Here is a 23542-nt window from a genome sequence, read left to right as displayed (position 1 = left end):
ATGGTTATTCCTCCAGCAACCTGATGGCGCTGGCGGGCACCTGAAACCAGCGCTCACCAAACATCACCGTATAAATTTCGCCATTTTCTCCCTGGTCGGTGCGCTCAATGCGCCCGCGTTCACCTGCCCGGACCACCACCTTGCCGTCAGAGGTGAGGATATGGCGTGAGGTGACGCTGTCCCCAAACTGAAAATGGCCCGCGTGCCAGGACGCCGCTGCGCTGATAATTTCCGGCTCCCGGCAACCGACAATCATGTCCGTAGCGAGGAAATGGACCTGATAAATAATCTGGTCCATCAGGAAGGTGCCACATCCGCGTACGAAGCCGGTACTGCCGCGCCGCACCAGTAGCTCGCCGGTGGCGTAGCCATACATGGTGCCGTCATTACGAATCGCGCGGATTACCCTGACTTCGTCACCTAACGCAAATTTTGCCCTCATGTCTGGCTCCCGTGCGTGTGAAGCTGATAGCTCTCCGTCAGCAGGCGTCGCGCCAGCAGCCAGGGGCCACGTGGTTCCGCTTCCAGATGGTTTTGCAGAGGCACGTTGTCGCGCAGTCGCTGGTGAAAATCGCGTAACACCCGCAGGCAACAGGTTTTCAGTCGTGCGGCATCGTAATCAACGGCAAAGAACGTGAAAAAGGATTCCGCCGTATCGAGTGCCTCAACCCCTGGGATTTGATAAAACCATTGCATATTAACCCCTTAGCGTTTGGGCGGTTTCTCCACAAAGCTGGTCATAAATGGCGATCAGTTCGTAATCCTGCGGGATGCGTTTCCAGCTTTCGGCGAAGCGGCGGATGGCGGGCAGGATCAGGTCAATCTGCAAGGTGTCGAGGCGGTAGCCCATTTTGCTGAATACCCCGTCCACGGCCTGACGCCCGGAATGCTTACCCAACACCAGCCGATATTCGCGTCCCACCAGTTCGGGATCGATGGCCTGATAACTCTCGCGATCGTGCAGCAGTGCGGCGACATGGACACCGGACTCATGGGTAAAAACCTGGTCGCCCACCAGCGGGTGCTGGACATCAATGATGCGTTGCGCGGCAACCGCCACCGACTGACACAGCGCCGGGAGCAGGCGAAAATTGACACCACAATCCCTGTCCAGGCAGCGACTGAGGCCGAGCGCCACTGTCTCAAGGGCAGCATTGCCCGCGCGTTCGCCCAGTCCCAGCACCGTGGTATTAACGCTGGTGGCTCCAGCCTGCACGGCCGCCAGCGTATTGGCGGTTGCCAGCCCCAGATCGTCATGGGCATGCATCTCGATCTCACCGGGCCAGAAGCTGCGTAAGGTGGTGATACGCGCGGCGGTGGTGAAGGGATCGAGTATGCCGAGCGTGTCGGCAAAGCGTAACCGCTGCGCACCGGCTGCCTGCGCGGCTTGCGCCACCAGCCGCAGATCCTCATCGCTGGATCGTGAGGCATCTTCACAACCGACACATACCTGCATACCGAGTGAGCGGGCAAAGCGAATCAATTCAGCCAGCCTCGGCAGCAGCACCGACAGAGGTTCACGCAATTTGTACTGGCGAAGCTTCGCTGACGTTGGCAGGGAGATATCCACCCAGTTCATCCCGAGTTCGGCACTCTGGCGGATTTCCTCGCGGTTCATCCGGCACCAGGTCATTAACGTCGCCTCGGGCAGATGGCGGCGCACCAGCTGAATACGGGTGCGTTCCTCCTCACCCATGGCAGGCGTGCCGACCTCCAGCGCCGTGACACCCGCGTCAAACAACGCCTGAGCAATAGCGATTTTTTCACTGGCACGAAACGCGACGCCCGGGCTCTGCTCCCCGTCCCGCAACGTAGTATCGTTAATCAACACCCTGGACATCATCGTTTCCTTCTTAGCCGTAGGTCGGCATAAATGAAGCCTGTTGCTGAACCGGCTTACCATCCTGCCAGTAAGGTGACAGCAGGCGCAGACGGGCAATAATCGACGGCAGCGTCTGGATGACATACTCGATCTCTTTTTCCCGCGTATAACGCGACAGGGAGAAACGAATGCTGCCGTGCGCCGCCGTATAGGGAATGTCCATCGCCCGCATCACATGGGAGGGTTCCAGCGATCCCGATGTGCAGGCGCTGCCGCTGGAGGCGGCAATCCCGGCCTGATTCAGCAGCAACAAAATGGCTTCCCCTTCGATAAACTCAAACGCGATATTGACGGTGCCGGGAACGCGTGGCTGATTGCCACCCATCACTTTTACCGAGGGAATCTGTGCCAGTACGCCTTCCTGCAATGTGTCGCGCAGCTGGGCAATGCTGCTCATACCGGGCAGGTGCACCTGCGCCAGTTCGCAGGCCATCCCCATCCCGACGATACCGGCGATATTTTCCGTGCCCGCGCGCCGACCGCGTTCCTGATGCCCGCCGCGCAACAACGGGCGAAAGCGGGTACCGCGCCGCAGATAAAGGCAACCCACACCTTTCGGGCCGTGCAGCTTATGGGCGGAACAGGAAAGCATATCGATACTGCTCTGCCCGACGGACAACGGAATTTTTCCGGTGACCTGAACCGCATCGCAGTGAAATAACGCGCCGCATTCATGAGCCAGCCCGGCCATTTCCTCCACCGGAAACATCACGCCGGTTTCATTGTTGGCCCACATCACACTCACCAGCGCCACCCGATCACTCAGTACCTGGCGATACTGCGCCATATCCAGCGCACCATTACTGTCCACCGCCAGCCGATGAATAACGTATCCCTGACGTTCCAGATGCTCGCACACCTCAAGGGTGGCGGGGTGTTCAACGGCAGTGGTGATAATTTCCCGTCTGTCCGGCTGTGCTTCGATAGCGCTATGCAGCGCAGTGGAGGTGGCTTCGGTGGCGCAGGAGGTGAAGATAATTTCACTGCCATGTTCTGCGCCAAGCAGCGCCGCTACCTGCTGATGTGCGCGTTCTAGCGCGGCGCGCGACGGCGTGCCAAAATCGTGGATCGAGGATGGATTACCGTAATACTCGGTGAGGAAAGGCATCATCGCCTCAAGCACCATCGGGTCAATACGGGTGGTGGCGTTGTTATCCAGATAAACCTGTTTCATTGGCATGTTTCTCCAGTGAGTCACGACGGCCTAAGCCGCCACCACTTCCATATAACAACCGGTACGTTCCATCAGTTTTTGCTGTAACCAGGCCAGCGTCATATCGGTCATCATGCAGCCGCTGCAACTGCCCGCCAGGCTGACGGTAACAGTGTGATTGGCGACATCGACCAGCGACATATCGCCACCGTCGGCCTGAATGTAGGGACGCAATTCGGTGATAGTCTCCATCACCTCCTGCCAGTGGGGATCTTTTGCACTGCTTGCCGGGGCGGCAACCTGCGGGGCGTTAGCCAGAATGTTGGCCAGGGCCAGCTCAATCTTTTCATGGCATGAGGTACAGCCACCGCCCGCTTTGGTGTAGTTGATCACCTCTTCCAGCGTGGTCAGGCCGTTGGTGAGTACCGCACGGCGGATGTGCCCCTCATCGACGCCGAAACATTTACAGATCAGCGCACCTTCCTCATGGTCATCGTCGAGACTCAGGCCGCGATAGTTAGCGATGGCCGCATGCAGTGCTTCCTGGCCCATCACCGAACAATGCATCTTCTGCGGCGGCAGGCCGTCGAGATAGTCAGCGATTTGCTGATTGGTGACCTGTTCTGCTTCGGACAGGGTGCGTCCGATAATCAGCTCGGTCAGGGCGGAGGACGAGGCGATGGCGCTGCCACAGCCGAAGGTCTGAAATCCGGCTTCAAGGATGGTTTCATTTTCCGGATCAACCCGCAGCATCAGCCGCAGGGCGTCGCCGCAGCTCAGCGATCCCACGTCACCCACCGCGTTAGCGTCATCAACCACACGGGCATTGCGGGGATTAAAAAAATGGTCTTTCACCTTCTCGGAATAATTCCACATGCTCTCAGCTCCCAGTACTCAGACGGAAAGCGCCTTGGCGCATCTCCCCGCAGCAATCAACAGCGGGATAACAGAACCAAGCAAAAGCAGTACCAGAAATAGAAAGTGTTAATATTCAGGTGGATAGGGGGTTGTGGTAATAAAAAACCGCGCCCTGTGTCGCGGTTATGTGTGAGTTTTGTCACAGTTGTGTCAGAGAAACGACTAGCGATCGTCTTTATCCTGCCATTCGTGTTCTTGCAGTAGCTGAGCGAAGCGATCCGGATTGCGCTGACGCTGCTGCTTGCGTTGTTCTTTGTCGTACCAGTAATGTTGGATCTCCTGCAACAGCGCGCTGACTGGCGTATTGGCCGGTACCCGCACCGCACGTACGCCAGTCTTTAATAACTGGCTGAACACCTTCTCACCAATCGCCACGCAATACAGGGTGACGCAGTCCTCCAGCGCGTTGATGCGGTAACTTATTTTCTCCTCCTGATGCCCATTGAATACGGAAAAGTCGGCCACCCGCAGCAGCATGGCGTCATCCTGTTTCACCCCGTATACCACCAGCCGCGGAGTGGCACCAAAGTGCTGATCGACGTGGCGGCAATCCGAACTGGCAAAAGCCACTTTCATTGGCCATTCCTCCGCGCAGATGGTGCTGAACTGCCGGTTAACATGCTGCATGCTGATCTCCCCGGCTGAATTGCTGACGCAACGGAGAGTGCCATGCCGGGAGGGTGTGATGGTGCTGACTCATCACATTCGCCAGCTCAAACAGGGTATCGCGTATGCCCATATAGCCCTGACGCACGCGGCGAAATTCTCCCAGCCGGTCATAGATCGGGAAACCGGCGCGAATCAGGGGGATGTCCATCTGCTGCGCCAGATTCGCCGCGTGAGAATTGGCCACCATCAGCGCCGCCGGGTTGTCGTGCAGCAGGTCCTGCATATCTTCCAGATCGCCGATCACCACTTTTCCGACCGGCAAGCGGCTGAGTCCCCGCTGGCTCACCGGGGCAATCAGCGGGCCAGGCACCATGCCCTGGCTACAGGCAAAATCACACCAGGCCGCCAGCAAATCCCCTTCCGCCGCCATTGCCACCGGCACCCCCTGCAACCACATATGACAATCGATCATCGCATCCTGTAGCTGCCCACGCTGGCGTTCAATCCAGTCAGGCACGTTGCGACCGGAAATGACTTTCAGCTGGTTGATAAACTGATCGCACGTTTCCAGCGTCATCAGGTGCGGCAAGGCGATCACCTCACCACGGCTGCGCTGGGCCAGCAGGGTGGCGGCATGTCCCAGCGACACCCCGATAGCCAGAGTGCATAAACTCTGGCCCATCTGCTCGATCTGGGCCAGGGTTGTGCCGCCCTGGGTGACCGGCGAGAAATCACCGCTCGCCAGATGCCCATCAAGGGATAACGACAGGTCTGGCACCACCACCGGTTGTAAGCCGAAGGCTTCCACATAGCTGCGCAGCAACTCCACATCACCTGGGGTGAGCAGATGGCTGAGCAACAGATTGACGCGGCGGTTACGCCCGGATGGCAGCGGTTTCTCCGGTATCCATTGCTCGATCATGCTTTCCAGCACCGCGCTGAAGCCATTCTCCAGCGAGCCATAAAAGTCAGGCGTGTTAACGGTTAACAACGCCACATGTTTATAACGTGGTGACGCCTCGCGAAACTGACGCACCACGCGCGTGATATCGCTGCCCTGCGCCTCAGACAACCCGGTACTCAGCAGCACAATGGCTTTCGGGTTATTGCGCTGACACAGGGTATTGAGCGCGGTAATGATATTGTCGTCGGACCCCATGATGGTGGACATCGGGTCCATTGCGGTGGATTGCAGGGGAATGGGATCATGAAAATGCTGGATAAAAAATACCTTGGCGAAGGCGCTACAGCCCTGCGCGCCATGAACCAGCGGGATGCAGTGCTCAAAACCCATGCTGGCAAGGATGGCCCCCAGCGGTTGTCCGCTTTTCACCGGGCTGACGGCCAGCGGTTTTTTAGAACGAATGATTTCAGCCATAACCTGCTCCTTCCTTTAGTGCCAGGGTGCACGGGCGTGCGTTTGTGACCATATCGGGCTTTCCAGCGTCTGACATAACTGCTGTGCCAGCGTGACGATCCCGTGGTAACCCGCGTAAGCATGCTCACGCTCCTGATTGATATCGAGAAACGGTAGCCGGGCTTTATAAGCGGTATACATATTGCGTCCACCGGCGATCATCATGTCGGCCTGATAGCGATAGACCACATCAAGCAGGGTGCGGGCGTTGCCTTCATCCAGCATCAGGGCATCCTCGCCCATCAGTTCCCGGATGCGTTGCTTGTCTTCCTCAGTGGATTTGCGCGTGCCGGTGGCGACCACCGTCATGCCGAGATCCTGCAAGGCCGACACCACCGACCAGGATTTTACCCCGCCGGTATACAGCAGGGCCTTGCGTCCGCGCAGCCGGACACGGTACGGAGCCAGCGCCTGGTCAGCCACCCGTTCTTCGCGCGCAATCAGGGCTTCGGTGCGCTGTATCAGGTCGGTATCGCCGGTGAGCGCGGCGAGCTGGCGCAGCGACTCTGAGGTGGCACGCACGCCATAAAAACTGCCTTCAAACCACGGTGTGCCGTAACGTTGTTCGAGGGCGCGCGCCACGTTGATCAGCGCGCGGGAGCACACCAGCATATTGACCTGAGCACGGTGCAGCGTCTGGATCTCAGCAAACCGCCCGTCCCCGGACAGGGTGCCCAGCACGCGAATGCCCAGCTCGTCCAGCAGGGGCTGGATATGCCAGAATTCCCCGGCGATATTGTATTCACCAATCAGGCCGATATCGTGGCGGTGTTCAGGCGGGAAAGGGGTATCCATCGGCCAGGGAGCAGGCTCACGCCCGCCTATCACCTGTTTCACCATCATTTCTCCCGCCAGACGGTTGCCAAGGTTCTTGCTGCCATAGAATCCGGCGACATCGATCGCGATGACCGGTACGCCCGTGGCGGTGGCTGCGGCGCGGCACACCGCTTCAATATCGTCGCCCTCCATGGCCGGAACACAGGTGTTGTAGATGAACACGGCGGCGGGATGGTAACGATTGACGATATGGCGAACCGCGTGAAACAGACGGCGCTCGCCGTTGCCCATGATCACGTCCTGTTCATTTAAATCGGTGGTGAACCCGAGCCGGTTAATCACCGCCCCCGAGCTGAAGCTGCCCCGGTTATCCCAGGAGCTGCCAGTGCAACCGATCGGGCCGTGTACCAGATGCGCCACATCAGCGATCGGCAGCAGAGTGATTTGCGCGCCATCGAAAGCGCAGCCACCGGCCGTGGCCCCAGGCTTTGGCGCGCTACAGCCGGATTTTTGTTTATGATTATGCTCACAGGCAGGCTCATCCAGCAGGGCCAGGATTTCATTCCCCTTCATAATTACCTCATTGACTGATTGGGTTAGCTGACCCGTTGCAAATCCCGGACCAGAAGATATCCATTGATTTTTATGGAGAAAATGTTGTCAGCTTTGCGACAAAACAGACAACGCAGGAAGGGACCCCACAAGGCAAGGCTTGCCTGGCGGGGCCGGAGCAGATCAGAAAACGCGTGTTTCCAGTGGATTGGCGCGGTCGAGGCGTTTTGCCAGCCACGGTGGCAATTGCCCGGCAAACAGCTTTTTGATGTTGTCACACTGGGAGGTGAGGGTCAGCCCTGCGGGTACCTTGATGGGATGGATATTGTGGCGGATCAGCCGCGCGGCGGCAGGGCCACCAATCGCTTCGCAAAATAACAGCTGGCAGTCAGCCAGCAATTGCGCGCGGACTTCGTTCGCTTCATCCTGTTGAGGTGCAGAGGGATAGCGGCGCAGGCTGTGCAGCCAGTAACCGTCATCATCAAAGGCGTAGACAAAGAACAACCGTCCCTGCCCAAAATGACCATTGATCATCAACCCATCCTGTGAGGCAAAAGCCACCAGCAACTGCGGCGGGCGCTGGGGAAAGGTCTGCACCCGAAGATGAGGTGGTAACTCACCGCGCAGGCAGGCTTTTACCCGTGACCAGCGGCCCGGCGACATCAGCACCTCATCGACAGGAAAGAAAGCTTCCAGCTGGCTTTGCGTATAGGCCGCCAGGCGGGCCGGGGTCAGGGTTTCATCCTGATCACGGGTGAGCCAGGCCATGATTTGCGCGGGCTGGAGTTCCGGCAGGCTCTGAAACAGCGCCAGCATGCGCCAGAAAAGAATATCGTGGTCAGACATCTCACTCCCCCTTAATTCTGTGCATCGCGACTGGCGCGCAGACTGACGGGAAAATCCGGGCGACCCGGTTGTTCGCTGACGTAGTAACAGCGTCCCCCCTCCAGTGACACGGCACCGCCCCAGCGCTCCGCAGTATCGTGCTCGACCTGGATCACTTTGGCCTCCAGATCCTGTTTGGCGATATAACAATACAAATCCGCCCCACGTTGTCGAAAGATAACCATCGGCATACTGTCCCCCTGTAGCCCCGCGTCTTGCGGGGCAGGTGTTGGTTAACGGATAAGGTCAAAGCCGTAATCGGTTTTGCCGAGTTTGATGGTGTCTCTGTCCACTTTCTCCAGCACCGCATTCACCAGCGTGGTCAGAATGCTCATCGCCCCTTCGTAACCCCAGGTGGTCTGGCGATGCAGGTGATGGCGATCAAACAGCGGGAAGCCGAGGCGAATCAACGGCACTTCAAACTGCTCGCCTTTTGCCAGGGTGTCGCGCTGGATGAATTTGGCGTAGGAGTTACCGATCATAAAGTCCGGCTGGCGGGTGAACATCAGGGATCGGAAATGCCATAAATCACAGTTGATAAAGACCTCACTCTCCTTCCCATAAGGTGACGCCTCCAGCATTTTCTTCATGGCCTTCTGCCAGCGTTTGTTGCCGTTATGACTCAGGATCACCGTAGGTTCGCAACCCAGCTCCAGCAGGAAGCGCGTCAGTCCCGTGACAAAATCCGGGTCGCCATACAGGCCGAATTTCTTCCCATGCAGCCAGGAGTGGGAATCCAGCATCATATCCACCAGACGGCCACGTTCCAGCGCCAGCACATCGGGGATGGCTTTGCCGGTCAGCTGGCTGATGGTCATCAGTAACTCGTCCGTGCCTGCCAGTCCTAGCGGGATCTGCACCTCAGTGGCAGGCTGGTTCCACATCTCCTGTACCACTTTTTTGCTTTTCACCAGCTGCCACGGCTGAAGCAGCAGGGTGTCGATGGCATCAGGGGCATCGCGCATTTCCTGCTGCGTCGTGCCGCCAGCGTACATGTGGTAATGGCCGTCAGCCGGGGTATCCAGCACGTCCGAAGGGTCGGAAAGCAGGCTGGCGGGCACCTCCATTTGTGCCAGCATGCGTTTCAGTACGCGGAAATTCCCCAGATAGGTTTCAAATCCGGTCACCAGATTCAGGCGTGGGAGTTTGCCCGGCTGGGCTACGTGGTCCGCGGTGAAGGTTTTGGCAAAACCTTCAAACATATTGTCCCAGCCGGTGACATGGCTGCCGATAAAACTGGGCGTGTGGGCAAAAGGCACCGGCAGGCTGGCATCGACAAAACCGTCTTTTTTGGCGTTGGCGATAAACGCCTGTAAATCATCGCCGATGACTTCAGCCATGCAGGTGGTGGAAACTGCGATGATTTCCGGTTGGTACAGGGTGCTGGCATTTTGCAGCCCGGTATTCATATTGTTGTTGCCGCCAAATACCGCCGCGTCCTCGGTCATCGAGTCAGAGACGCAGGCCACCGGTTCTTTGAAATGACGGTTAAAGTAGGTGCGGAAATACGCTACGCATCCCTGCGAACCGTGGACATAGGGCAGGGTGTTGGCAAATCCCAGCGAGCAGAGCACCGCTCCCAGCGGCTGGCAGGCTTTGGCCGGGTCAATCGTCAGCGCTTCGCGTTTAAAATTCAGCGCTTCATATTCGGCAGTGGTAGTCCACTGGAAGACTTCCTGCACGCGCGCCGGGTCCCAGGCTTCTTCCTGCGATCGTTTGCCACTGAACAGCGTTTGATACTCATCCTGTTCAAACAAGGGATGACAATTATGAATCTTATCAACAGTCTGGCTCATGGTGTTCTCCTCCCGCGCCACAAATCGGTGAACTGACGGGATTGCAAAAGAGATGTCAGGCGGACTTCAGCCAGGGCGCGGTTAACTGGCCCCAGGCGGGATTGTTCAGGGTCATATCCATATCCCGGGCGAAGATGGCGAAGCCGTCATAGCCGTGATAGGGCCCGGAGTAGTCCCAGGAGTGCATCTGGCGGAACGGGACGCCCATCTTCTGGAATATGTACTTTTCTTTAATGCCAGAGCCGATCAGGTCCGGTTTCAGCGCTTTCACAAAGGCTTCCAGCTCATAACTGCTGGCATCATCGAACAGAAGGGTGCCTTCCTTCAGATCCGGCAGGGTACGATCGTAATCATCGTTATGACCGAACTCGTAACCGGCGGCGATAATCTCCATACCGAGATCTTCATAGGCCCCGATCAGATGGCGTGGCCGCAGCCCGCCCATGTACAACAGCACCTTGCGGCCCTCCAGGCGTGGACGATACTTCGCGATGATGGCGTCGTTCTGCGCCTGATATCGGGCGATGACCGCTTCGGCCTTGGCCCGAATGGTGTCGTCAAACTGGTCGGCAATTTTGCGCAGCGACTCAGCCACTTTGGTCGGCCCGAAGAAGTTGTATTCCATCCACGGGATACCGTGCTTCTCTTCCATATGGCGCGAGATGTAGTTCATCGAACGATAGCAATGCACCAGGTTGAGTTTTACGAACGGGGTGTTTTCCATTTCAACCAAGGTGCCATCACCTGACCATTGCGCCACCACCCGCAGCCCCATCTCTTCCAGCAGAATGCGTGAAGCCCAGGCATCACCACCGATATTGTAGTCACCGATAATGGCCACATCGTAAGGCGTGGTGGCAAAGGGTTGGCCTTCGCGGTTATCAAGGATCCAGTCGCGGATCACGTCGTTGGCGATATGATGACCGAGGGATTGCGATACGCCGCGAAAACCCTCGCAGCGCACCGGGACCACCGGCTTGTTAATCGCCTTTTCGCTGGCTTTGGCGACGGCAGAGATATCGTCGCCAATCAACCCGACCGGACATTCCGACTGAATGCTGATCCCTTTGGTGAGCGGGAACAGTTGTTCCATCTCTTCAATCAGTTTGGTGAGCTTTTTGTCACCACCAAACACGATGTCGCGCTCCTGAAAATCCGAGGTGAAGTTGAGGGTGACAAAGCTATCGACACCGCTAACCCCGGTGAAGTAGTTACGACGGCCCGCGCGTGAATACTGGCCGCAACCGACCGGCCCGTGCGAGATGTGGGCCATATCTTTGATCGGACCAAATACCACTCCCTTCGATCCTGCATAGGCGCAACCGCGCACCGTCATCACACCTGGCTGCGATTTGCGGTTGGAGATGATGCATTTACCGACGCTCTCCATTTCCGGGTCGGTCACCATCATGTGTTTGCGGCGTTCTTTGCGCGTCTTCTCCGGGTAGATCTCCAGCACTTCCTGGATGATCGCCAGATTACGCTCCGCTGTTTCGTTACTCATGGAGGACTCCTGTTAGGCCTGGGGCATCAGCTCGCGTTTTCTTCTGCGGCGGTTTTACCAATGATGCTGGTGTCTTCCGCATCCATAATGCCGAACTCCATCAGCAGTTCTTCCAGCTCATCCATGGTGCAGGGCGTCGGCACCACCATCATGGTGTTGTTAACGATTTTGCTTGCCAGGGTGCGGTATTCATTGGCCTGCTTGCAGGTGGGGTCGTACTCGATCACCGTCATGCGGCGGATTTCGGCACGCTGGACGATATTGTCGCGCGGAACAAAGTGGATCATCTGGGTACCCAGCTTTTCCGCCAGCGCGATGATCAGTTCATCTTCCCGGTCGGTCTGGCGTGAGTTACAAATCAATCCGCCGAGACGCACTTTGCCGGATTTGGCATATTTCACGATCCCTTTGGAGATGTTGTTGGCGGCGTACATCGCCATCATTTCCCCGGAACAGACGATGTAGATCTCCTGAGCTTTGTTTTCACGGATGGGCATGGCAAAGCCACCGCACACCACGTCACCCAGTACGTCATAGAAAACAAAATCGAGATCGGGTACGTAGGCTCCTTCTTCTTCGAGGAAGTTGATGGCGGTAATGACGCCGCGTCCAGCACAGCCAACGCCGGGTTCCGGACCGCCAGATTCGGCGCAGCGCACGTCGCCATAACCGATTTGCAGCACATCTTCCAGCTCGAGGTCTTCCACGGAACCCACTTCCGCCGCCATCTCCATAATGGTGTTCTGCGCTTTGGCATGCAGAATCAAACGGGTGGAGTCCGCCTTCGGGTCACAGCCCACTATCATGACTTTCTTACCCATCTCCGCCAGTGCGGCGACCAGGTTTTGTGTCGTGGTGGATTTGCCGATACCACCTTTGCCGTAGATGGCACATTGACGCATGGTCATCGTATGTCTCCTGTTGGTTTGGTGTGTTTGCTCAGGGAACAGTGCAGGGAACATACCAGCCATGCCAGCCTGGGTAAGGTGTTGATATAAATGCCATTGTTATTTCACGTCAGCTGAACAGCAAAACAAACAGGAAACAATCGCCAGACCAATTGTTGCAAACAGGACAATTCCGCCGTGCCGGTGACTTTGTCGGCTGTTCAACAGGTTGTCGGGTTGGCTGTGCTGTTCCGCGCAATGCATCCTGCGCCATACGGCAGGGAGTTCTTCCATCTCATTGTTTTTATTCAGAACAGACAAACTGGCACAGGCTGTGCTTCGGGCAAGGTCACGACGGTTTTTGAGGAAACAGACATGTCCGGAACAATGAGAACGATGGATGGCAACGCGGCGGCGGCCTGGATCTCCTATGCCTTTACCGATGTGGCGGCGATTTACCCCATCACCCCCTCCACGCCCATGGCGGAAAATGTTGATGAGTGGGCTGCCGCCGGGAAGAAGAACCTGTTTGGTCAACCGGTGCGGGTGATGGAGATGCAATCGGAAGCGGGTGCCGCGGGAGCGGTACACGGTGCACTCCAGGCGGGGGCATTAACCACCACCTACACCGCATCGCAGGGCCTGCTGCTGATGATCCCGAATCTCTACAAAATCGCCGGGGAGCTGTTGCCTGGGGTATTTCATGTCAGCGCCAGGGCGCTGGCGACCAATTCGCTGAATATCTTTGGCGATCATCAGGATGTGATGGCAGTACGCCAGACTGGCTGTGCGATGCTGGCCGAAAGCAACGTGCAGCAGGTGATGGATTTATCGGCGGTGGCGCATCTGGCCGCCATTAAGGGACGAGTGCCGTTTATCAACTTCTTTGACGGTTTTCGTACCTCACATGAAATCCAGAAAATCGAGGTGCTGGATTACGAAGAACTGGCTCCGCTGCTGGATCGTGAGGCGCTGGACCGCTTCCGGCGCAATGCGCTCAACCCGGACCATCCGGTGATTCGTGGCACGGCGCAGAACCCGGATATTTATTTTCAGGAACGCGAAGCCGCCAACGGTTTCTATGCGGCGCTGCCGGACATCGTGGAAAATTACATGGCGGAGATCGGCGCCATCACCGGACGTGAATACCATCTGTTTGATTATTATGGTGCCGATGATGCCGAACACATCATTATCGCCATGGGGTCGGTATGCGACACCATCCAGGATGTGGTCGATGCGCTGCTCGACAGTGGCGAAAAGGTGGGGGTGCTGATGGTCCATCTGTTCCGGCCCTTTTCTTTAACGCACTTTTTTGCCCGCATCCCCGCCAGTGTAAAACGCATCGCCGTACTGGATCGCACCAAAGAACCCGGCGCGCAGGCCGAACCGCTGTGCCTGGATGTGAAAAACGCATTTTATCAGCGTGAGCATGCGCCATTAATTGTGGGCGGACGCTATGCCCTCGGCGGCAAGGACGTGCTGCCGGACCATATCCTTTCCGTATTTGAGAACCTGAAAAAACCGACGCCGCAGGATGGTTTTACCGTGGGGATTTTTGATGACGTCACCCATACTTCGTTGCCGGTGCCGGTCAACGAGGTGCAGGTTTCCACCGAGGGGATCACCGCCTGTAAATTCTGGGGATTGGGTTCGGATGGCACGGTGGGTGCCAACAAAAGTGCGATCAAAATCATCGGTGATAAAACCCCGATGTATGCCCAGGCCTATTTCGCCTATGACTCGAAAAAATCCGGCGGGATTACCGTTTCCCACCTGCGTTTTGGTCAGCGTCCCATCAATGCCCCGTATCTGATCCACCGGGCTGATTTTATTTCCTGCTCGCAGCAATCCTATGTCGATAAATACGACTTGCTGGAGGGGTTAAACCCGGGCGGAACTTTTCTGCTCAACTGCACCTGGTTTGGTGAGGAGCTGGAGGAGAAGTTGCCCGCGAATATCAAACGTTACATCGCCCGTAATAGCATTCGTTTTTACACTCTGAATGCGGTGGAGATTGCGCGTCGGCTGGGGCTGGGCGGACGTTTTAATATGCTGATGCAGGCGGCCTTTTTTAAGCTCACCGGCATCATTGAACCTGCAACTGCTGCGGCTTATTTAAAGCAGGCGGTGGAAAAATCCTATGGCAGCAAAGGGCAAAATGTTATCGATATGAATAATGCCGCCATTGATTTGGGGATGGAGGCGATTCAGGAGGTGCTGGTGCCGGAGCGCTGGGCCGGGCAGGCGGATACGCCCGCTGCCGCGCTGATGGTGCCTGATTTTATCAATGACATCCTCGCTCCGATGAATCGCCAGTGTGGCGATAAACTGCCGGTAAGTGCCTTCGCCGGGATGGAGGACGGTACGTTTCCCACCGGCACATCGGCGTGGGAAAAACGCGGGATCGCGCTGGAGGTACCGGTATGGAATCCTGACGGCTGCACCCAATGTAATCAATGTGCGTTTATCTGCCCTCATGCCGCCGTTCGTCCGGCGCTGCTGACCAGCGAAGAACGTTATTTTGCGGTGCCGGAGCTGTTAAGCAAGCCAGCCCAGGGGGCGACGGATTATGAGTATCACCTGGCGATCTCCCCGCTGGATTGTTCCGGTTGTGGTAACTGTGTTGATATCTGTCCGGCTAAAGGCAAGGCACTCAGTATGCAGCCGCTGGAAACGCAGCGTCATATGAGCACGGTCTGGGATTATGCGATGGGGCTGTCGCCAAAAACCAATCCCTTCGGCAAAACCTCGGTAAAAGGCAGCCAGTTTGAAACCCCGCTGCTGGAGTTCTCCGGTGCCTGTGCGGGCTGCGGCGAAACGCCTTATGCCCGGCTGGTAACGCAGCTGTTTGGCGACCGGATGATGATCGCCAATGCGACCGGTTGTTCCTCCATCTGGGGAGCCAGCGCCCCCTCTATCCCCTGGACCACCAACCATAAAGGGCAGGGACCGGCCTGGGCTAATTCACTGTTTGAGGATAACGCCGAATTTGGTCTGGGTATGATGCTGGGAGGACGGGCGATCCGCGAACAACTGGCCCACTGTGCCAGCGAGGCGCTGCATCTGCCTCTGAGTGGCGAATTGCACCAGGCTCTGCATCAGTGGCTGGAACTGAAAGACCGGGGCGAGGGCACACGCGAACGGGCAGAAAAACTCAGCGCGCTGCTGGCAGCGGAAAAGGGTGATGATGCACTGCTGAACCGTCTCTACCAAAATCAGGATTATTTCGCCAAACGTTCCCAGTGGATTTTTGGCGGCGATGGCTGGGCTTACGATATTGGCTTTGGCGGCCTGGATCATGTGTTGGCATCAGGCGAGGACGTTAATGTGCTGGTCTACGATACCGAGGTGTATTCCAATACCGGCGGGCAGTCTTCGAAATCCACCCCTGCCGCTGCGATTGCAAAATTTGCCGCAGAAGGGAAACGCACCCGTAAAAAAGATCTCGGCATGATGGCGGTCAGCTACGGCAATGTTTATGTCGCCCAGATTGCCATGGGCGCGGATAAAGCGCAGACATTGCGTGCCATTGCTGAAGCGGAGGCCTGGCCGGGTCCGTCGCTGGTGATTGCTTACGCAGCCTGCATCAATCACGGGTTAAAAGCAGGGATGGGATGCAGCCAACGCGAGGCGAAACGCGCGGTCGAGGCGGGTTACTGGCACCTGTGGCGCTACAACCCCCAGCTGGTCCAGCGTGGCAAAAATCCGTTTATCCTCGACTCAGAAGAACCCGAAGAAAGTTTCCGTGATTTTCTGATGGGCGAGGTGCGGTATGCCTCGTTAGTCCGTACTGCCCCGGAAACCGCGGATCAGTTACTTCAGCAGACGGAACTGGATGCGAAGCAGCGGTTTGAACAATATCGGCGCATGGCGGGTGAGATGGATATTTAAGCGCTGACGATATCGTCCCCCTGTGGGTCAGGGGGGCGAGTGACGGCGAATAGGATCTCCCGGCAAGGCAGGAGCGACAAGTTTGTGCACCCACACATTCACCACGGCGATATCACCTTCCAGCCACGCCCAGCGCTGATTGCGGCTCGGGTCATTCGCATGAGGCCAGTCATGCAGCTGCATACCTGCCTCTTTGAGCAGGTCATAGATGCGCTTGCCTTTTGTTATCGGTGGCAGGTCCATCAACATCTCCGGTTGGGGTTTTCAGAGATATCGGCACGCGTGGGGTGAGGTTGAGGGTGAAATGAGTACGGATTTTTATACCGACGGCGCATTCTGTGTTGTGTAAGCGTTGATTTCCCCATCGGGAATGTATAAAATTTTATACAGATAATAACTGGAGAGGGTATGGATACCAGGCAGGCAAAAAAAATTGAATGGCGGGGCCGTTCTCGTGATGACTTGATTGATTTTCCTGAGGATGCGAAGAAGGAGGCTGGCAAAGCTTTACGCAAAATTCAGTTTAATGAAGAACCGTCAGACTGGAAACCCATCACTGATTGGGGGGCAGGTGTAGCTGAAATACGTATCAAAACGGAGGATGGGGCTTTCCGCGTTGTGTATGTTGCCTGCTTTGAGGAGGCCATTTATGTCCTTCATAGCTTCCAGAAAAAGTCCCAAAAAACTGCACAAAAGGATGTGAACCTCATTAAAGACCGCTATAAGGCGTTAGTTGATGAACGGAGTAAAAAACCATGAAAGATAAAGATAAAATCACTACACATATTACTTATCCGGAAGACAACATCTTTGCAGATCTGGGATTTGAGCCGGATGCAGCTGCTGCACTGCTTGCGGAAACAGATCGCGAGATTGCCCAGTCAATTGAATTAAAAAAACAGCTCATGGCAGCAATCAAAAACTGGATGAAAGTCAGCGGACACAAACAAGTCGAAGCGGCTAAATTGCTGCATGTTTCTCGCCCTCGGCTTTCTGATGCTGTAAACCAAAAAACCGACAAATTTACCATTGATGCTTTGGTGGGCATGGTACAGCACACAGGCAAAACTGTTCGCATGATTGTTGAGTGAAGAATTGAATGTACTCATCCCCCCGCCAGGCTTTGCCAGGTTGTACTAACGCAGTTGTGCCAGCTTCGCTTCCTGGCGGGTGATAAGGTATTCCACCTCGCTGATCGCTGCACTGCTGAGCACGCTGCCGGGACGGCGCTGTGAGGCGTGGGCAATGGCACCACGGCGCGCAAGAATGTGTTTTCTGATTGCCAGCCCAAGACCAGGCTGTTGCTCATAGCGCATCAGCGGCAGGTACACATCAAAAATATCCTGCGCTACATCGCGCTGGCCGTTACTGACCAGCCGTGTCACTTCAACCATCATTTCCGGATAGCCGAAACCGGTCATTGCACCATCGGCACCGCGCGCCATCTCTTCTGGTAAGAACATCCCCGCGTTGCCGCACAGGATGGAGACGCGACGACTGCCGTCTGCTTCCGACTGACGAATAGCGCTGATCTTTTGCAGGCCTGGCCAGTCCTCATGTTTCAGCATCACTATGCTCGGATGCGCGGCGAACAGCCTGATAAGCACCTCTGACGACATTTGTACGCCGCTGGCAAGCGGGAAATCCTGTAGCACCACGGGCACGTCTGGCCCCAACGTCTCGATGACGTTGCGGTAGTAGTTGAGGATCTGCTCGTCGGTGCGCAGTGCTGAAGGGGGAGCGACCATCACCCCGTCAGCCCCAGCCTCCATTACCCGGTGCGATAGCTCACCGATCGCCGCCAGCCCTGGCGCAGACACGCCGACAATCACCGGTTTGCCCGCTGCTCGTTTCAGCGTCTGGCGGGTAATTGCAACCGATTCTTCCAGTGTCAGCTTAGGCGCTTCACCCATCATGCCGAGGATCGTCAGGCCATCCGCACCCTGGTCAAAGTAAAAGTCGGTAACGCTGTCGATGCTGCTGCGATCGATAGCGCCATCCGGCAAAAACGGCGTGACCGCAATAACATAAACGCCTTTCGTCAGGTTAGTAATCAGAGACATCATCGTTTCCTTGTTACTCAGCGACGGGCAATCACTGCTGATCCAGCGCGGCCCGTTTTTCGTTTAAAATCGCCTGGCGACCTCGCCAGATCTCTTCCGCTTTCTCAACCGACACCGCTTCAAAACGCACCGCATCGCCCGGTTTCAACTGGCCCAGGCGCGCCAGGTCGGCCCGAATCACGGTGGCGATTTTCGGGTATCCGCCGGTGGTCTGCCGATCGTTCATTGCCACGATCGGCAAGCCGTCGCCAGGAATCTGGATGCTGCCATGGGCAATGGCATCGGAAATAATATTGAAACCCCGGGTGTGGTTAAGTGGCTCGCCATGCAGGCGATACCCCATACGGTCACACTGGGGGGATAACGTATAAGTCTGGGACTGAAAACGTGCGCGCGCGGCATCATCAAAATAACTGTCCTGCGGCCCCCAGATCACCCGTACCGGGCGTTTCTCCATCTGTGGAAAAATACGGTCGGTGCGGAGGCCTGGACGTCCCTGCCGTGTCGGGACCGCCAGCGGTAACCGGTCATTTTTCTGTAGCGGACGTCCGTCAAAGCCACCCAGCTTTGCTCTGACAAGCGTAGCGACGCTGCCCAGTTGCGGCTGCACCGCAAAACCCCCGGCGACGGCAAGATAACCGCGCGCCCCAGAGCGCAGGCGCTGAATGACCAGAACATCACCCGGCAGCATTTGCAGGGACTGATAAGTCGGGCAGGGCGTCTCGTTCAACGTCGCTACCGCATCGCCGGTAATGGCGAAGATGCAGGGTTCATCACCGCACAGCTTTAGCCTCGGCCCGGTTAGCGTAAATTCGATGGCGCCGGTGTTGGCGGCGTTGCCCACCAGCGCATTGGCAAGGGCAAAGCTTAATTCATCCATCGCCCCCGAAGGTGGCACGCCACGATCCTCATAACCGACGCGCCCGCTGTCCTGCAAGGTTGACATGACGCCTGGTGATAGCACCTCGAAATCATTCATGGCAGCAGGCTCCATTCAGGCTGGTAGTGTCGATCGGCAAGTAACGTCTGATAATCGTGTTCGCTGACGGGGATAAAACGCACTTCCTCGCCCGCGTTAAATAAAAAAGGCTGCTCACGCTGTGGATCGAAACTTTTTACCGGCGTTCGTGCCAGCAAATGCCAGCCGCTGGGCGCAGCGACGGAGCCGATAGCCGACTGAACTCCGCCGATACTGATGCTGCCGCCGGGCACTTCCTGGCGCGGTGATGTCCGTCGTGCGAGGTGTAAACGCGGATCGAGTCCACCCAGATAAGCAAAACCCGGCATAAAACCAATCATATAGATGCGATAGGGCTGGGCACTGTGGATCTCAATCAATTCGGCGGGTGTCAGGCCCAGGGTGGTCGCTGAGCTTGCCAGATCGATGCCGTAGTCACCGCCGTAACAAGCCGGTATCAGCCAGCACTTACGCGGCGGCGTGTGCAGCACGTCCGTGTTGAGCAGCAACTCTACAGCCTGGATCAGTTCCCTCTGGCGGATAACGACCGAGTCATAAGTCACCGTTAGCGATCGGTAGGTCGGAATACAACCGGTGACGCCCGCTATGTTTTGTTGCCTGATGGCTGCCGCTAACGACGTCACGCGCTGATTCACCCGCGCGTCAATCACTTCACCAAAATCGATATTCACCGCCTGATCGGCGATGGTCTGAATCGCCCAGCTCAGCGGCATGACGTCTTCATTCACGTTTGCGTCCTGACATACATTTTCGTTATTTGCATCATGGAATACTTTTGGCATACCATAAAAATGTTGTCAATAAACGCTGTCAGATTAAATACTTATTGCCTGAATAAACAGATGAATATCAGTAGCCTGGAGTGAATTTTGATGTTGATTGACCTGAACTGTGACATGGGAGAAAGCTTCGGCGTCTGGAAGATGGGAGCGGATGAGGAGATGCTCTCGATCGTGACTTCCGCCAATATCGCCTGCGGATTTCACGCAGGTGACCCGGATGTGATGTGCACAACGTTACAACATGCAAGGGAAAAAAACGTCGCAGTGGGTGCCCACCCTGGCTTCCTCGATCTGGCCGGTTTTGGCCGCAGGCCGATCTACGGCTTCACACCACAGCAGATCCGCAACATGGTGATCTACCAGATCGGCGCACTGAAGGCGCTGGCGGAAAGTCAGGGCTTTTCCCTGCAACACGTCAAAACCCATGGGGCATTCGGCAATATGGCGGCGGAAAACAGCGAATGGGCGAAGGCAGTGGCAGAAGCTATTTATCAGGTGGATAAGGATCTGATTATGGTGGTGATGCCCGGGATGTGCACCGAGGCGGCCGCCGTGCAGCAGGGGCTGAGGGTCATAAGAGAAATTTATGTCGATCGCGCTTACGCTGCAAACGGCAATCTGCTTTCGCGCCAGCTACCCGGCGCGGTGCTGCACGATCCACAACTCGCCAGCGAACGCATCCTGCGCATGATCGATCAATCCGCCATTACCACGGTAAACGGCAGCACCCTTCCGGTGGAGATCGACTCGCTCTGCGTACACGGCGACTCGCCCGGCGCGGTAGATATGGCCCGCGCCGTTCGCAGCCTGCTGGAAGGACGGGGCATCCGGTTTGCCCCGATGGCGCAGGTGCTGGCCGCGAAAGGCTGAAGTACCGCGAATTACTGACGCCGCGTTGACCAGACTACCGGATTGATCAGCGAATGTGGCGGCTGATTATTCAGTACCGTCACCACCCCCTGTGCCGCTGCCAGCGCCATATTGCGCATTGCGCTATCCGAAGAGGCGGCGGTATGCGGGGTGAGAATAAGGTTCGGTGCGCTCATCAGCGGAGAATCAGATGCCAGTGGCTCCTGTTCGAAGACGTCAAGACCCGCACCCGCCAGCTCGCCCTGGTGTAGCGCCTCGGCCAGCGCGCTTTCATCGATCAGTGAACCACGGCTGGTGTTGATCAGGCAGGCACTGCGTTTCATCAGCGCCAGACGCTGGCGATCCATCAGGTGATAAGTATCGGCGGTGGCAGGGGCATGCAGGGAGACAAAATCACTTTCACGCAGCAGGATGGTTAAATCATCAGCCTTACTGCATCCCGCCTGGGCAATCACCTCCGCTGGCTGGCTGGTGTGAACCAGCACCTTCATGCCCAGCGCCACAGCCATGCGGGCCAGAATTTGCCCGATTGCGCCATAACCGACAATGCCCAGCGTCAGGCCATAAATCTCCTGAAAACCGCCCGTGTATTTTATCGCCATGTACTGCTGCTGGTGGATGGCACGATCACAAACGGTCAGGCGTTTCGCCAGATCAAACAGCAGGGCGAGGGCGTGTTCCGCCACCGAGCGGCTGTTCATGCCTGGCGTATTCAGTACCACGATGCCGTTTTCGGTGGCGGCGTCGAGATCAATGCCGTCCGTTCCAACGCCGTGCACCGCAATGACTCTCAGGTGCGGAAATTGCTCCATCATCGTGCGCGTGAATTTTCCGCTACGAAAAATGGCCGCCACGATCTGCTGACGTTGCTGCGGATCTTCGGGTGAATTTTCGCTGGAAACGGCCAGGCCATTTTCTTCCAGGTAATTGATTCCTGATGAGTTTATCGGGTGTGGTGCCCAGCATATCTGTTTCATTGAGTTTCCCTGATGGTGTTTAACATTATTGGCATTCTCTTTGCATTTCTTTGGAATGCCAAGAAAAAACATTATGGCTAAGTACTGAATAACGCACAGGAGTCCCCGTATGAGCGAGGCCATTAAGCCTTTACTGAAAATCCGCGAGCTGAACAAGAGTTTTGGCGATCTTCACGTACTGAAGAACGTGGCGCTTGAGGTCCATCAGGGCGAGGTCGTTTCGATCATCGGCGCCAGTGGCTCAGGCAAAAGCACCTTTTTGCGCTGCCTGAACGTGATGGAAATGCCGCAGAGCGGCTTTATGGATTTCGGCGAGTTTTCGTTTGATTTTCGCGATGGCGCCCGCGCCCAGCCTGACCAGCAGCAACTGCAATTGCTGCGCCAGCAGATTGGCATGGTGTTCCAGAACTATCACCTGTGGCCACATATGACGGTACTGGAGAACGTCATTGAAGCGCCGATGCGGGTGAAAAAAATGACGCGCAGTGCAGCGGTAAAAATTGCCGAGGAGTTACTGAACCGCGTGGGCATGTTTGAAAAAAGATTTCAGTATCCGGCGCGTCTGTCTGGCGGACAGCAGCAGCGCGTGGCCATTGCGCGTGCGTTGGCGATGAAACCCAAAATGATGTTGTTTGATGAGGCAACGTCCGCGCTCGATCCCGAGCTGGTGGGCGAGGTGCTGGCCCTGATTGCGATGCTGGCCGAAGAGGGCATGACCATGCTGCTGGTCACCCATGAAATCGCCTTTGCGCGGGAAGTCTCGTCGCGCGTGTTGTTCTTCGATCAGGGCGTGATGGCGGTTGACGGTCCCCCGGAAAAAGTGCTGGCCGAGCCGGAAAGTCCGCGCCTGCGCCAGTTCCTCAGCCGCATTTTACACGACGATATTAAAGCTATTAAAGGAAACGCCGCATGATGCAGCTTTATCAGGATCTTCAGGATTATGGCAGCGGCTTTCTGACTGCCGCGATTATCGTGCTGGGTATTACCGTGCTGACCATTGTCCTTAGCTGGGTATTTGGTTTGCTGGCCGCACTGGCAAAGCGATCACACATCGTCGCACTGAAAAAAATTGCTGAATTTTATATTTGGTTTATTCGCGGCACGCCGGCGCTGATTCAGGTGTTTATCATCTATTTCGGCCTGCCGCAGTTTGGCCTCAGCTTCTCGCCTTTTTTTGCTGGTGTTATTGCACTGGCGCTCAACGGTGGCGCTTATGTCGCTGAAATCATTCGCACCGGGCTGAATGCCATTCCGAAAAGCCAGATCGAGACCTCTTACGCGCTGGGTATGTCCAAAAGTGACGTGATGCGCCGCATTATTCTGCCGCAGGTGTTCCGCATCATTCTGCCATCGCTGACCAATGAGGCGATCTCGGCGCTGAAAAACACTTCGCTGCTCTCGACGATTACCGTGATGGACGTGACCTTATATGCGCAGACCATTATCTCCAGCACCTTCCGTCCTTTTGAATTTTACATCGCAGCATCCGTGATTTACCTGGTGATGACCACCTTGCTGACGCGACTGACTGGCTGGCTGGAACGTCGCCAGGAGAGATACGTTTAATCTGCCTTGTTTTGCTACCACACCATCATCT

24 protein-coding genes are annotated in these 23542 nt (G+C 56.4%); 6 read left to right on the top strand and 18 right to left on the bottom strand.

Features of this window, described 5'->3' with window-relative positions; all coding sequences use genetic code 11:
* Window positions 1–4: 4 nt before the first annotated feature.
* The 13 genes from AC6I8X_RS26575 to nifH all read right to left on the bottom strand — a co-directional run bounded on the left by AC6I8X_RS26575 (window position 5) and on the right by nifH (window position 12401).
* On the bottom strand, window positions 5–442 hold the full coding sequence (locus tag AC6I8X_RS26575) for a nitrogen fixation protein NifZ (RefSeq protein WP_497841750.1): 438 nt from the start codon (window positions 440–442) through the stop codon (window positions 5–7).
* Window positions 439–696 (bottom strand): nitrogenase-stabilizing/protective protein NifW, encoded by a 258-nt coding sequence (locus AC6I8X_RS26570; RefSeq protein ID WP_497841749.1) that lies wholly within the window; start codon window positions 694–696, stop codon window positions 439–441. The genes AC6I8X_RS26575 and AC6I8X_RS26570 overlap by 4 nt, the downstream gene beginning before the upstream one ends.
* A 1-nt stretch (window position 697) precedes the next feature.
* Window positions 698–1840 (bottom strand): homocitrate synthase, encoded by a 1143-nt coding sequence (gene nifV, locus AC6I8X_RS26565; protein WP_497841961.1) that lies wholly within the window; start codon window positions 1838–1840, stop codon window positions 698–700.
* 13 nt (window positions 1841–1853) lie between these two features.
* Window positions 1854–3056, bottom strand: a complete 1203-nt coding sequence (nifS, locus tag AC6I8X_RS26560; protein ID WP_313689545.1) for a cysteine desulfurase NifS — start codon at window positions 3054–3056, stop codon at window positions 1854–1856.
* Between the two features lie 30 nt (window positions 3057–3086).
* Window positions 3087–3911 carry a Fe-S cluster assembly protein NifU gene (nifU, locus tag AC6I8X_RS26555; protein WP_299452012.1) on the bottom strand — a complete coding sequence of 275 codons (825 nt, stop codon included), beginning with the start codon at window positions 3909–3911 and terminating at the stop codon, window positions 3087–3089.
* Between the two features lie 204 nt (window positions 3912–4115).
* Window positions 4116–4580 (bottom strand): NifB/NifX family molybdenum-iron cluster-binding protein, encoded by a 465-nt coding sequence (locus AC6I8X_RS26550; RefSeq protein WP_313686494.1) that lies wholly within the window; start codon window positions 4578–4580, stop codon window positions 4116–4118.
* Window positions 4567–5940 carry a nitrogenase iron-molybdenum cofactor biosynthesis protein NifN gene (gene nifN / locus AC6I8X_RS26545; protein WP_313686493.1) on the bottom strand — a complete coding sequence of 458 codons (1374 nt, stop codon included), beginning with the start codon at window positions 5938–5940 and terminating at the stop codon, window positions 4567–4569. Before nifN ends, AC6I8X_RS26550 begins: the two co-directional genes overlap by 14 nt.
* Before the next feature lie 15 nt (window positions 5941–5955).
* Window positions 5956–7329, bottom strand: coding sequence for a nitrogenase iron-molybdenum cofactor biosynthesis protein NifE (gene nifE / locus AC6I8X_RS26540; RefSeq protein WP_497841748.1), 1374 nt, complete (start codon window positions 7327–7329; stop codon window positions 5956–5958).
* A 162-nt stretch (window positions 7330–7491) separates the two neighbouring features.
* Entirely contained in the window at window positions 7492–8154 is a 663-nt protein-coding gene (locus AC6I8X_RS26535; RefSeq protein WP_497841747.1) for a NifB/NifX family molybdenum-iron cluster-binding protein, read from the bottom strand.
* 11 nt (window positions 8155–8165) lie between these two features.
* Complete coding sequence (nifT, locus tag AC6I8X_RS26530) at window positions 8166–8384, bottom strand: putative nitrogen fixation protein NifT (protein ID WP_313686487.1); 219 nt, start codon at window positions 8382–8384, stop codon at window positions 8166–8168.
* 42 nt (window positions 8385–8426) lie between these two features.
* Window positions 8427–9989 carry a nitrogenase molybdenum-iron protein subunit beta gene (gene nifK, locus AC6I8X_RS26525; protein ID WP_497841746.1) on the bottom strand — a complete coding sequence of 521 codons (1563 nt, stop codon included), beginning with the start codon at window positions 9987–9989 and terminating at the stop codon, window positions 8427–8429.
* A gap of 55 nt (window positions 9990–10044) precedes the next feature.
* Window positions 10045–11493, bottom strand: coding sequence for a nitrogenase molybdenum-iron protein alpha chain (gene nifD, locus AC6I8X_RS26520; RefSeq protein ID WP_497841745.1), 1449 nt, complete (start codon window positions 11491–11493; stop codon window positions 10045–10047).
* A 26-nt stretch (window positions 11494–11519) separates the two neighbouring features.
* A complete protein-coding gene (nifH, locus tag AC6I8X_RS26515) occupies window positions 11520–12401 on the bottom strand; it encodes a nitrogenase iron protein (protein WP_313686481.1) in 882 nt (293 codons plus the stop codon).
* A gap of 354 nt (window positions 12402–12755) precedes the next feature.
* Here nifH and nifJ point away from each other — a divergent pair, with 354 nt between their 5' ends.
* Window positions 12756–16274, top strand: a complete 3519-nt coding sequence (gene nifJ, locus AC6I8X_RS26510) for a pyruvate:ferredoxin (flavodoxin) oxidoreductase (RefSeq protein WP_497841744.1) — start codon at window positions 12756–12758, stop codon at window positions 16272–16274.
* Between the two features lie 27 nt (window positions 16275–16301).
* Here the strand turns inward: nifJ and AC6I8X_RS26505 are convergent, their stop codons facing one another.
* Window positions 16302–16517 carry a hypothetical protein gene (locus tag AC6I8X_RS26505; RefSeq protein ID WP_497841743.1) on the bottom strand — a complete coding sequence of 72 codons (216 nt, stop codon included), beginning with the start codon at window positions 16515–16517 and terminating at the stop codon, window positions 16302–16304.
* Between the two features lie 165 nt (window positions 16518–16682).
* On the opposite strand from AC6I8X_RS26505, the gene AC6I8X_RS26500 reads away from it, so the two are divergent.
* On the top strand, window positions 16683–17033 hold the full coding sequence (locus AC6I8X_RS26500) for a type II toxin-antitoxin system RelE/ParE family toxin (protein ID WP_497841742.1): 351 nt from the start codon (window positions 16683–16685) through the stop codon (window positions 17031–17033).
* Window positions 17030–17365, top strand: a complete 336-nt coding sequence (locus tag AC6I8X_RS26495) for a helix-turn-helix domain-containing protein (RefSeq protein ID WP_497841741.1) — start codon at window positions 17030–17032, stop codon at window positions 17363–17365. Before AC6I8X_RS26500 ends, AC6I8X_RS26495 begins: the two co-directional genes overlap by 4 nt.
* Before the next feature lie 45 nt (window positions 17366–17410).
* Here the strand turns inward: AC6I8X_RS26495 and AC6I8X_RS26490 are convergent, their stop codons facing one another.
* From AC6I8X_RS26490 to pxpB, 3 genes are read right to left on the bottom strand one after another with little or no spacing between them, the layout of a single operon-like run.
* Window positions 17411–18337, bottom strand: a complete 927-nt coding sequence (locus AC6I8X_RS26490) for a dihydrodipicolinate synthase family protein (RefSeq protein WP_497841960.1) — start codon at window positions 18335–18337, stop codon at window positions 17411–17413.
* A gap of 31 nt (window positions 18338–18368) precedes the next feature.
* Window positions 18369–19316 carry a 5-oxoprolinase subunit C family protein gene (locus tag AC6I8X_RS26485; RefSeq protein ID WP_497841740.1) on the bottom strand — a complete coding sequence of 316 codons (948 nt, stop codon included), beginning with the start codon at window positions 19314–19316 and terminating at the stop codon, window positions 18369–18371.
* Window positions 19313–20044, bottom strand: a complete 732-nt coding sequence (gene pxpB, locus AC6I8X_RS26480; RefSeq protein ID WP_332669459.1) for a 5-oxoprolinase subunit PxpB — start codon at window positions 20042–20044, stop codon at window positions 19313–19315. Before pxpB ends, AC6I8X_RS26485 begins: the two co-directional genes overlap by 4 nt.
* Window positions 20045–20188: 144 nt before the next feature.
* Here pxpB and AC6I8X_RS26475 point away from each other — a divergent pair, with 144 nt between their 5' ends.
* Window positions 20189–20968, top strand: coding sequence for a LamB/YcsF family protein (locus AC6I8X_RS26475; protein ID WP_299446832.1), 780 nt, complete (start codon window positions 20189–20191; stop codon window positions 20966–20968).
* Between the two features lie 11 nt (window positions 20969–20979).
* Here AC6I8X_RS26475 and AC6I8X_RS26470 read toward each other — a convergent pair whose 3' ends face one another.
* Window positions 20980–21945 carry a hydroxyacid dehydrogenase gene (locus AC6I8X_RS26470; protein ID WP_497841739.1) on the bottom strand — a complete coding sequence of 322 codons (966 nt, stop codon included), beginning with the start codon at window positions 21943–21945 and terminating at the stop codon, window positions 20980–20982.
* A gap of 109 nt (window positions 21946–22054) precedes the next feature.
* Here AC6I8X_RS26470 and AC6I8X_RS26465 point away from each other — a divergent pair, with 109 nt between their 5' ends.
* Both AC6I8X_RS26465 and AC6I8X_RS26460 read left to right on the top strand, forming a co-directional pair.
* The gene (locus AC6I8X_RS26465) at window positions 22055–22858 is read left to right on the top strand and encodes an amino acid ABC transporter ATP-binding protein (protein WP_299446838.1); all 804 of its coding nucleotides are present in this window, start codon (window positions 22055–22057) and stop codon (window positions 22856–22858) included.
* Window positions 22855–23511, top strand: coding sequence for an amino acid ABC transporter permease (locus tag AC6I8X_RS26460; RefSeq protein WP_497841738.1), 657 nt, complete (start codon window positions 22855–22857; stop codon window positions 23509–23511). Before AC6I8X_RS26465 ends, AC6I8X_RS26460 begins: the two co-directional genes overlap by 4 nt.
* The last annotated feature ends 31 nt before the right edge of the window (window positions 23512–23542 follow it).

Source organism: Pantoea sp. X-Soil-TKNS-1280 (genome assembly GCF_059730475.1).
This window is presented reverse-complemented; position numbering and strand designations above follow the sequence as displayed.

Bases quoted from the DNA above. Each gene is read 5' to 3' on its own strand.
- nifT (WP_313686487.1), bottom strand. From the start codon at position 8,384: ATGCCGATGGTTATCTTTCGACAACGTGGGGCGGATTTGTATTGTTAT.
- AC6I8X_RS26535 (WP_497841747.1), bottom strand. From the start codon at position 8,154: ATGTCTGACCACGATATTCTTTTCTGGCGCATGCTGGCGCTGTTTCAG.
- AC6I8X_RS26465 (WP_299446838.1), top strand. From the start codon at position 22,055: ATGAGCGAGGCCATTAAGCCTTTACTGAAAATCCGCGAGCTGAACAAG.
- nifU (WP_299452012.1), bottom strand. From the start codon at position 3,911: ATGTGGAATTATTCCGAGAAGGTGAAAGACCATTTTTTTAATCCCCGC.
- nifD (WP_497841745.1), bottom strand. From the start codon at position 11,493: ATGAGTAACGAAACAGCGGAGCGTAATCTGGCGATCATCCAGGAAGTG.
- AC6I8X_RS26470 (WP_497841739.1), bottom strand. From the start codon at position 21,945: ATGAAACAGATATGCTGGGCACCACACCCGATAAACTCATCAGGAATC.
- AC6I8X_RS26570 (WP_497841749.1), bottom strand. From the start codon at position 696: ATGCAATGGTTTTATCAAATCCCAGGGGTTGAGGCACTCGATACGGCG.
- nifE (WP_497841748.1), bottom strand. From the start codon at position 7,329: ATGAAGGGGAATGAAATCCTGGCCCTGCTGGATGAGCCTGCCTGTGAG.
- nifH (WP_313686481.1), bottom strand. From the start codon at position 12,401: ATGACCATGCGTCAATGTGCCATCTACGGCAAAGGTGGTATCGGCAAA.
- AC6I8X_RS26500 (WP_497841742.1), top strand. From the start codon at position 16,683: ATGGATACCAGGCAGGCAAAAAAAATTGAATGGCGGGGCCGTTCTCGT.
- AC6I8X_RS26495 (WP_497841741.1), top strand. From the start codon at position 17,030: ATGAAAGATAAAGATAAAATCACTACACATATTACTTATCCGGAAGAC.
- AC6I8X_RS26505 (WP_497841743.1), bottom strand. From the start codon at position 16,517: ATGGACCTGCCACCGATAACAAAAGGCAAGCGCATCTATGACCTGCTC.
- nifN (WP_313686493.1), bottom strand. From the start codon at position 5,940: ATGGCTGAAATCATTCGTTCTAAAAAACCGCTGGCCGTCAGCCCGGTG.
- AC6I8X_RS26475 (WP_299446832.1), top strand. From the start codon at position 20,189: ATGTTGATTGACCTGAACTGTGACATGGGAGAAAGCTTCGGCGTCTGG.
- AC6I8X_RS26575 (WP_497841750.1), bottom strand. From the start codon at position 442: ATGAGGGCAAAATTTGCGTTAGGTGACGAAGTCAGGGTAATCCGCGCG.
- nifK (WP_497841746.1), bottom strand. From the start codon at position 9,989: ATGAGCCAGACTGTTGATAAGATTCATAATTGTCATCCCTTGTTTGAA.
- AC6I8X_RS26485 (WP_497841740.1), bottom strand. From the start codon at position 19,316: ATGAATGATTTCGAGGTGCTATCACCAGGCGTCATGTCAACCTTGCAG.
- AC6I8X_RS26490 (WP_497841960.1), bottom strand. From the start codon at position 18,337: ATGTCTCTGATTACTAACCTGACGAAAGGCGTTTATGTTATTGCGGTC.
- nifV (WP_497841961.1), bottom strand. From the start codon at position 1,840: ATGTCCAGGGTGTTGATTAACGATACTACGTTGCGGGACGGGGAGCAG.
- AC6I8X_RS26550 (WP_313686494.1), bottom strand. From the start codon at position 4,580: ATGCAGCATGTTAACCGGCAGTTCAGCACCATCTGCGCGGAGGAATGG.
- AC6I8X_RS26460 (WP_497841738.1), top strand. From the start codon at position 22,855: ATGATGCAGCTTTATCAGGATCTTCAGGATTATGGCAGCGGCTTTCTG.
- nifS (WP_313689545.1), bottom strand. From the start codon at position 3,056: ATGAAACAGGTTTATCTGGATAACAACGCCACCACCCGTATTGACCCG.
- nifJ (WP_497841744.1), top strand. From the start codon at position 12,756: ATGTCCGGAACAATGAGAACGATGGATGGCAACGCGGCGGCGGCCTGG.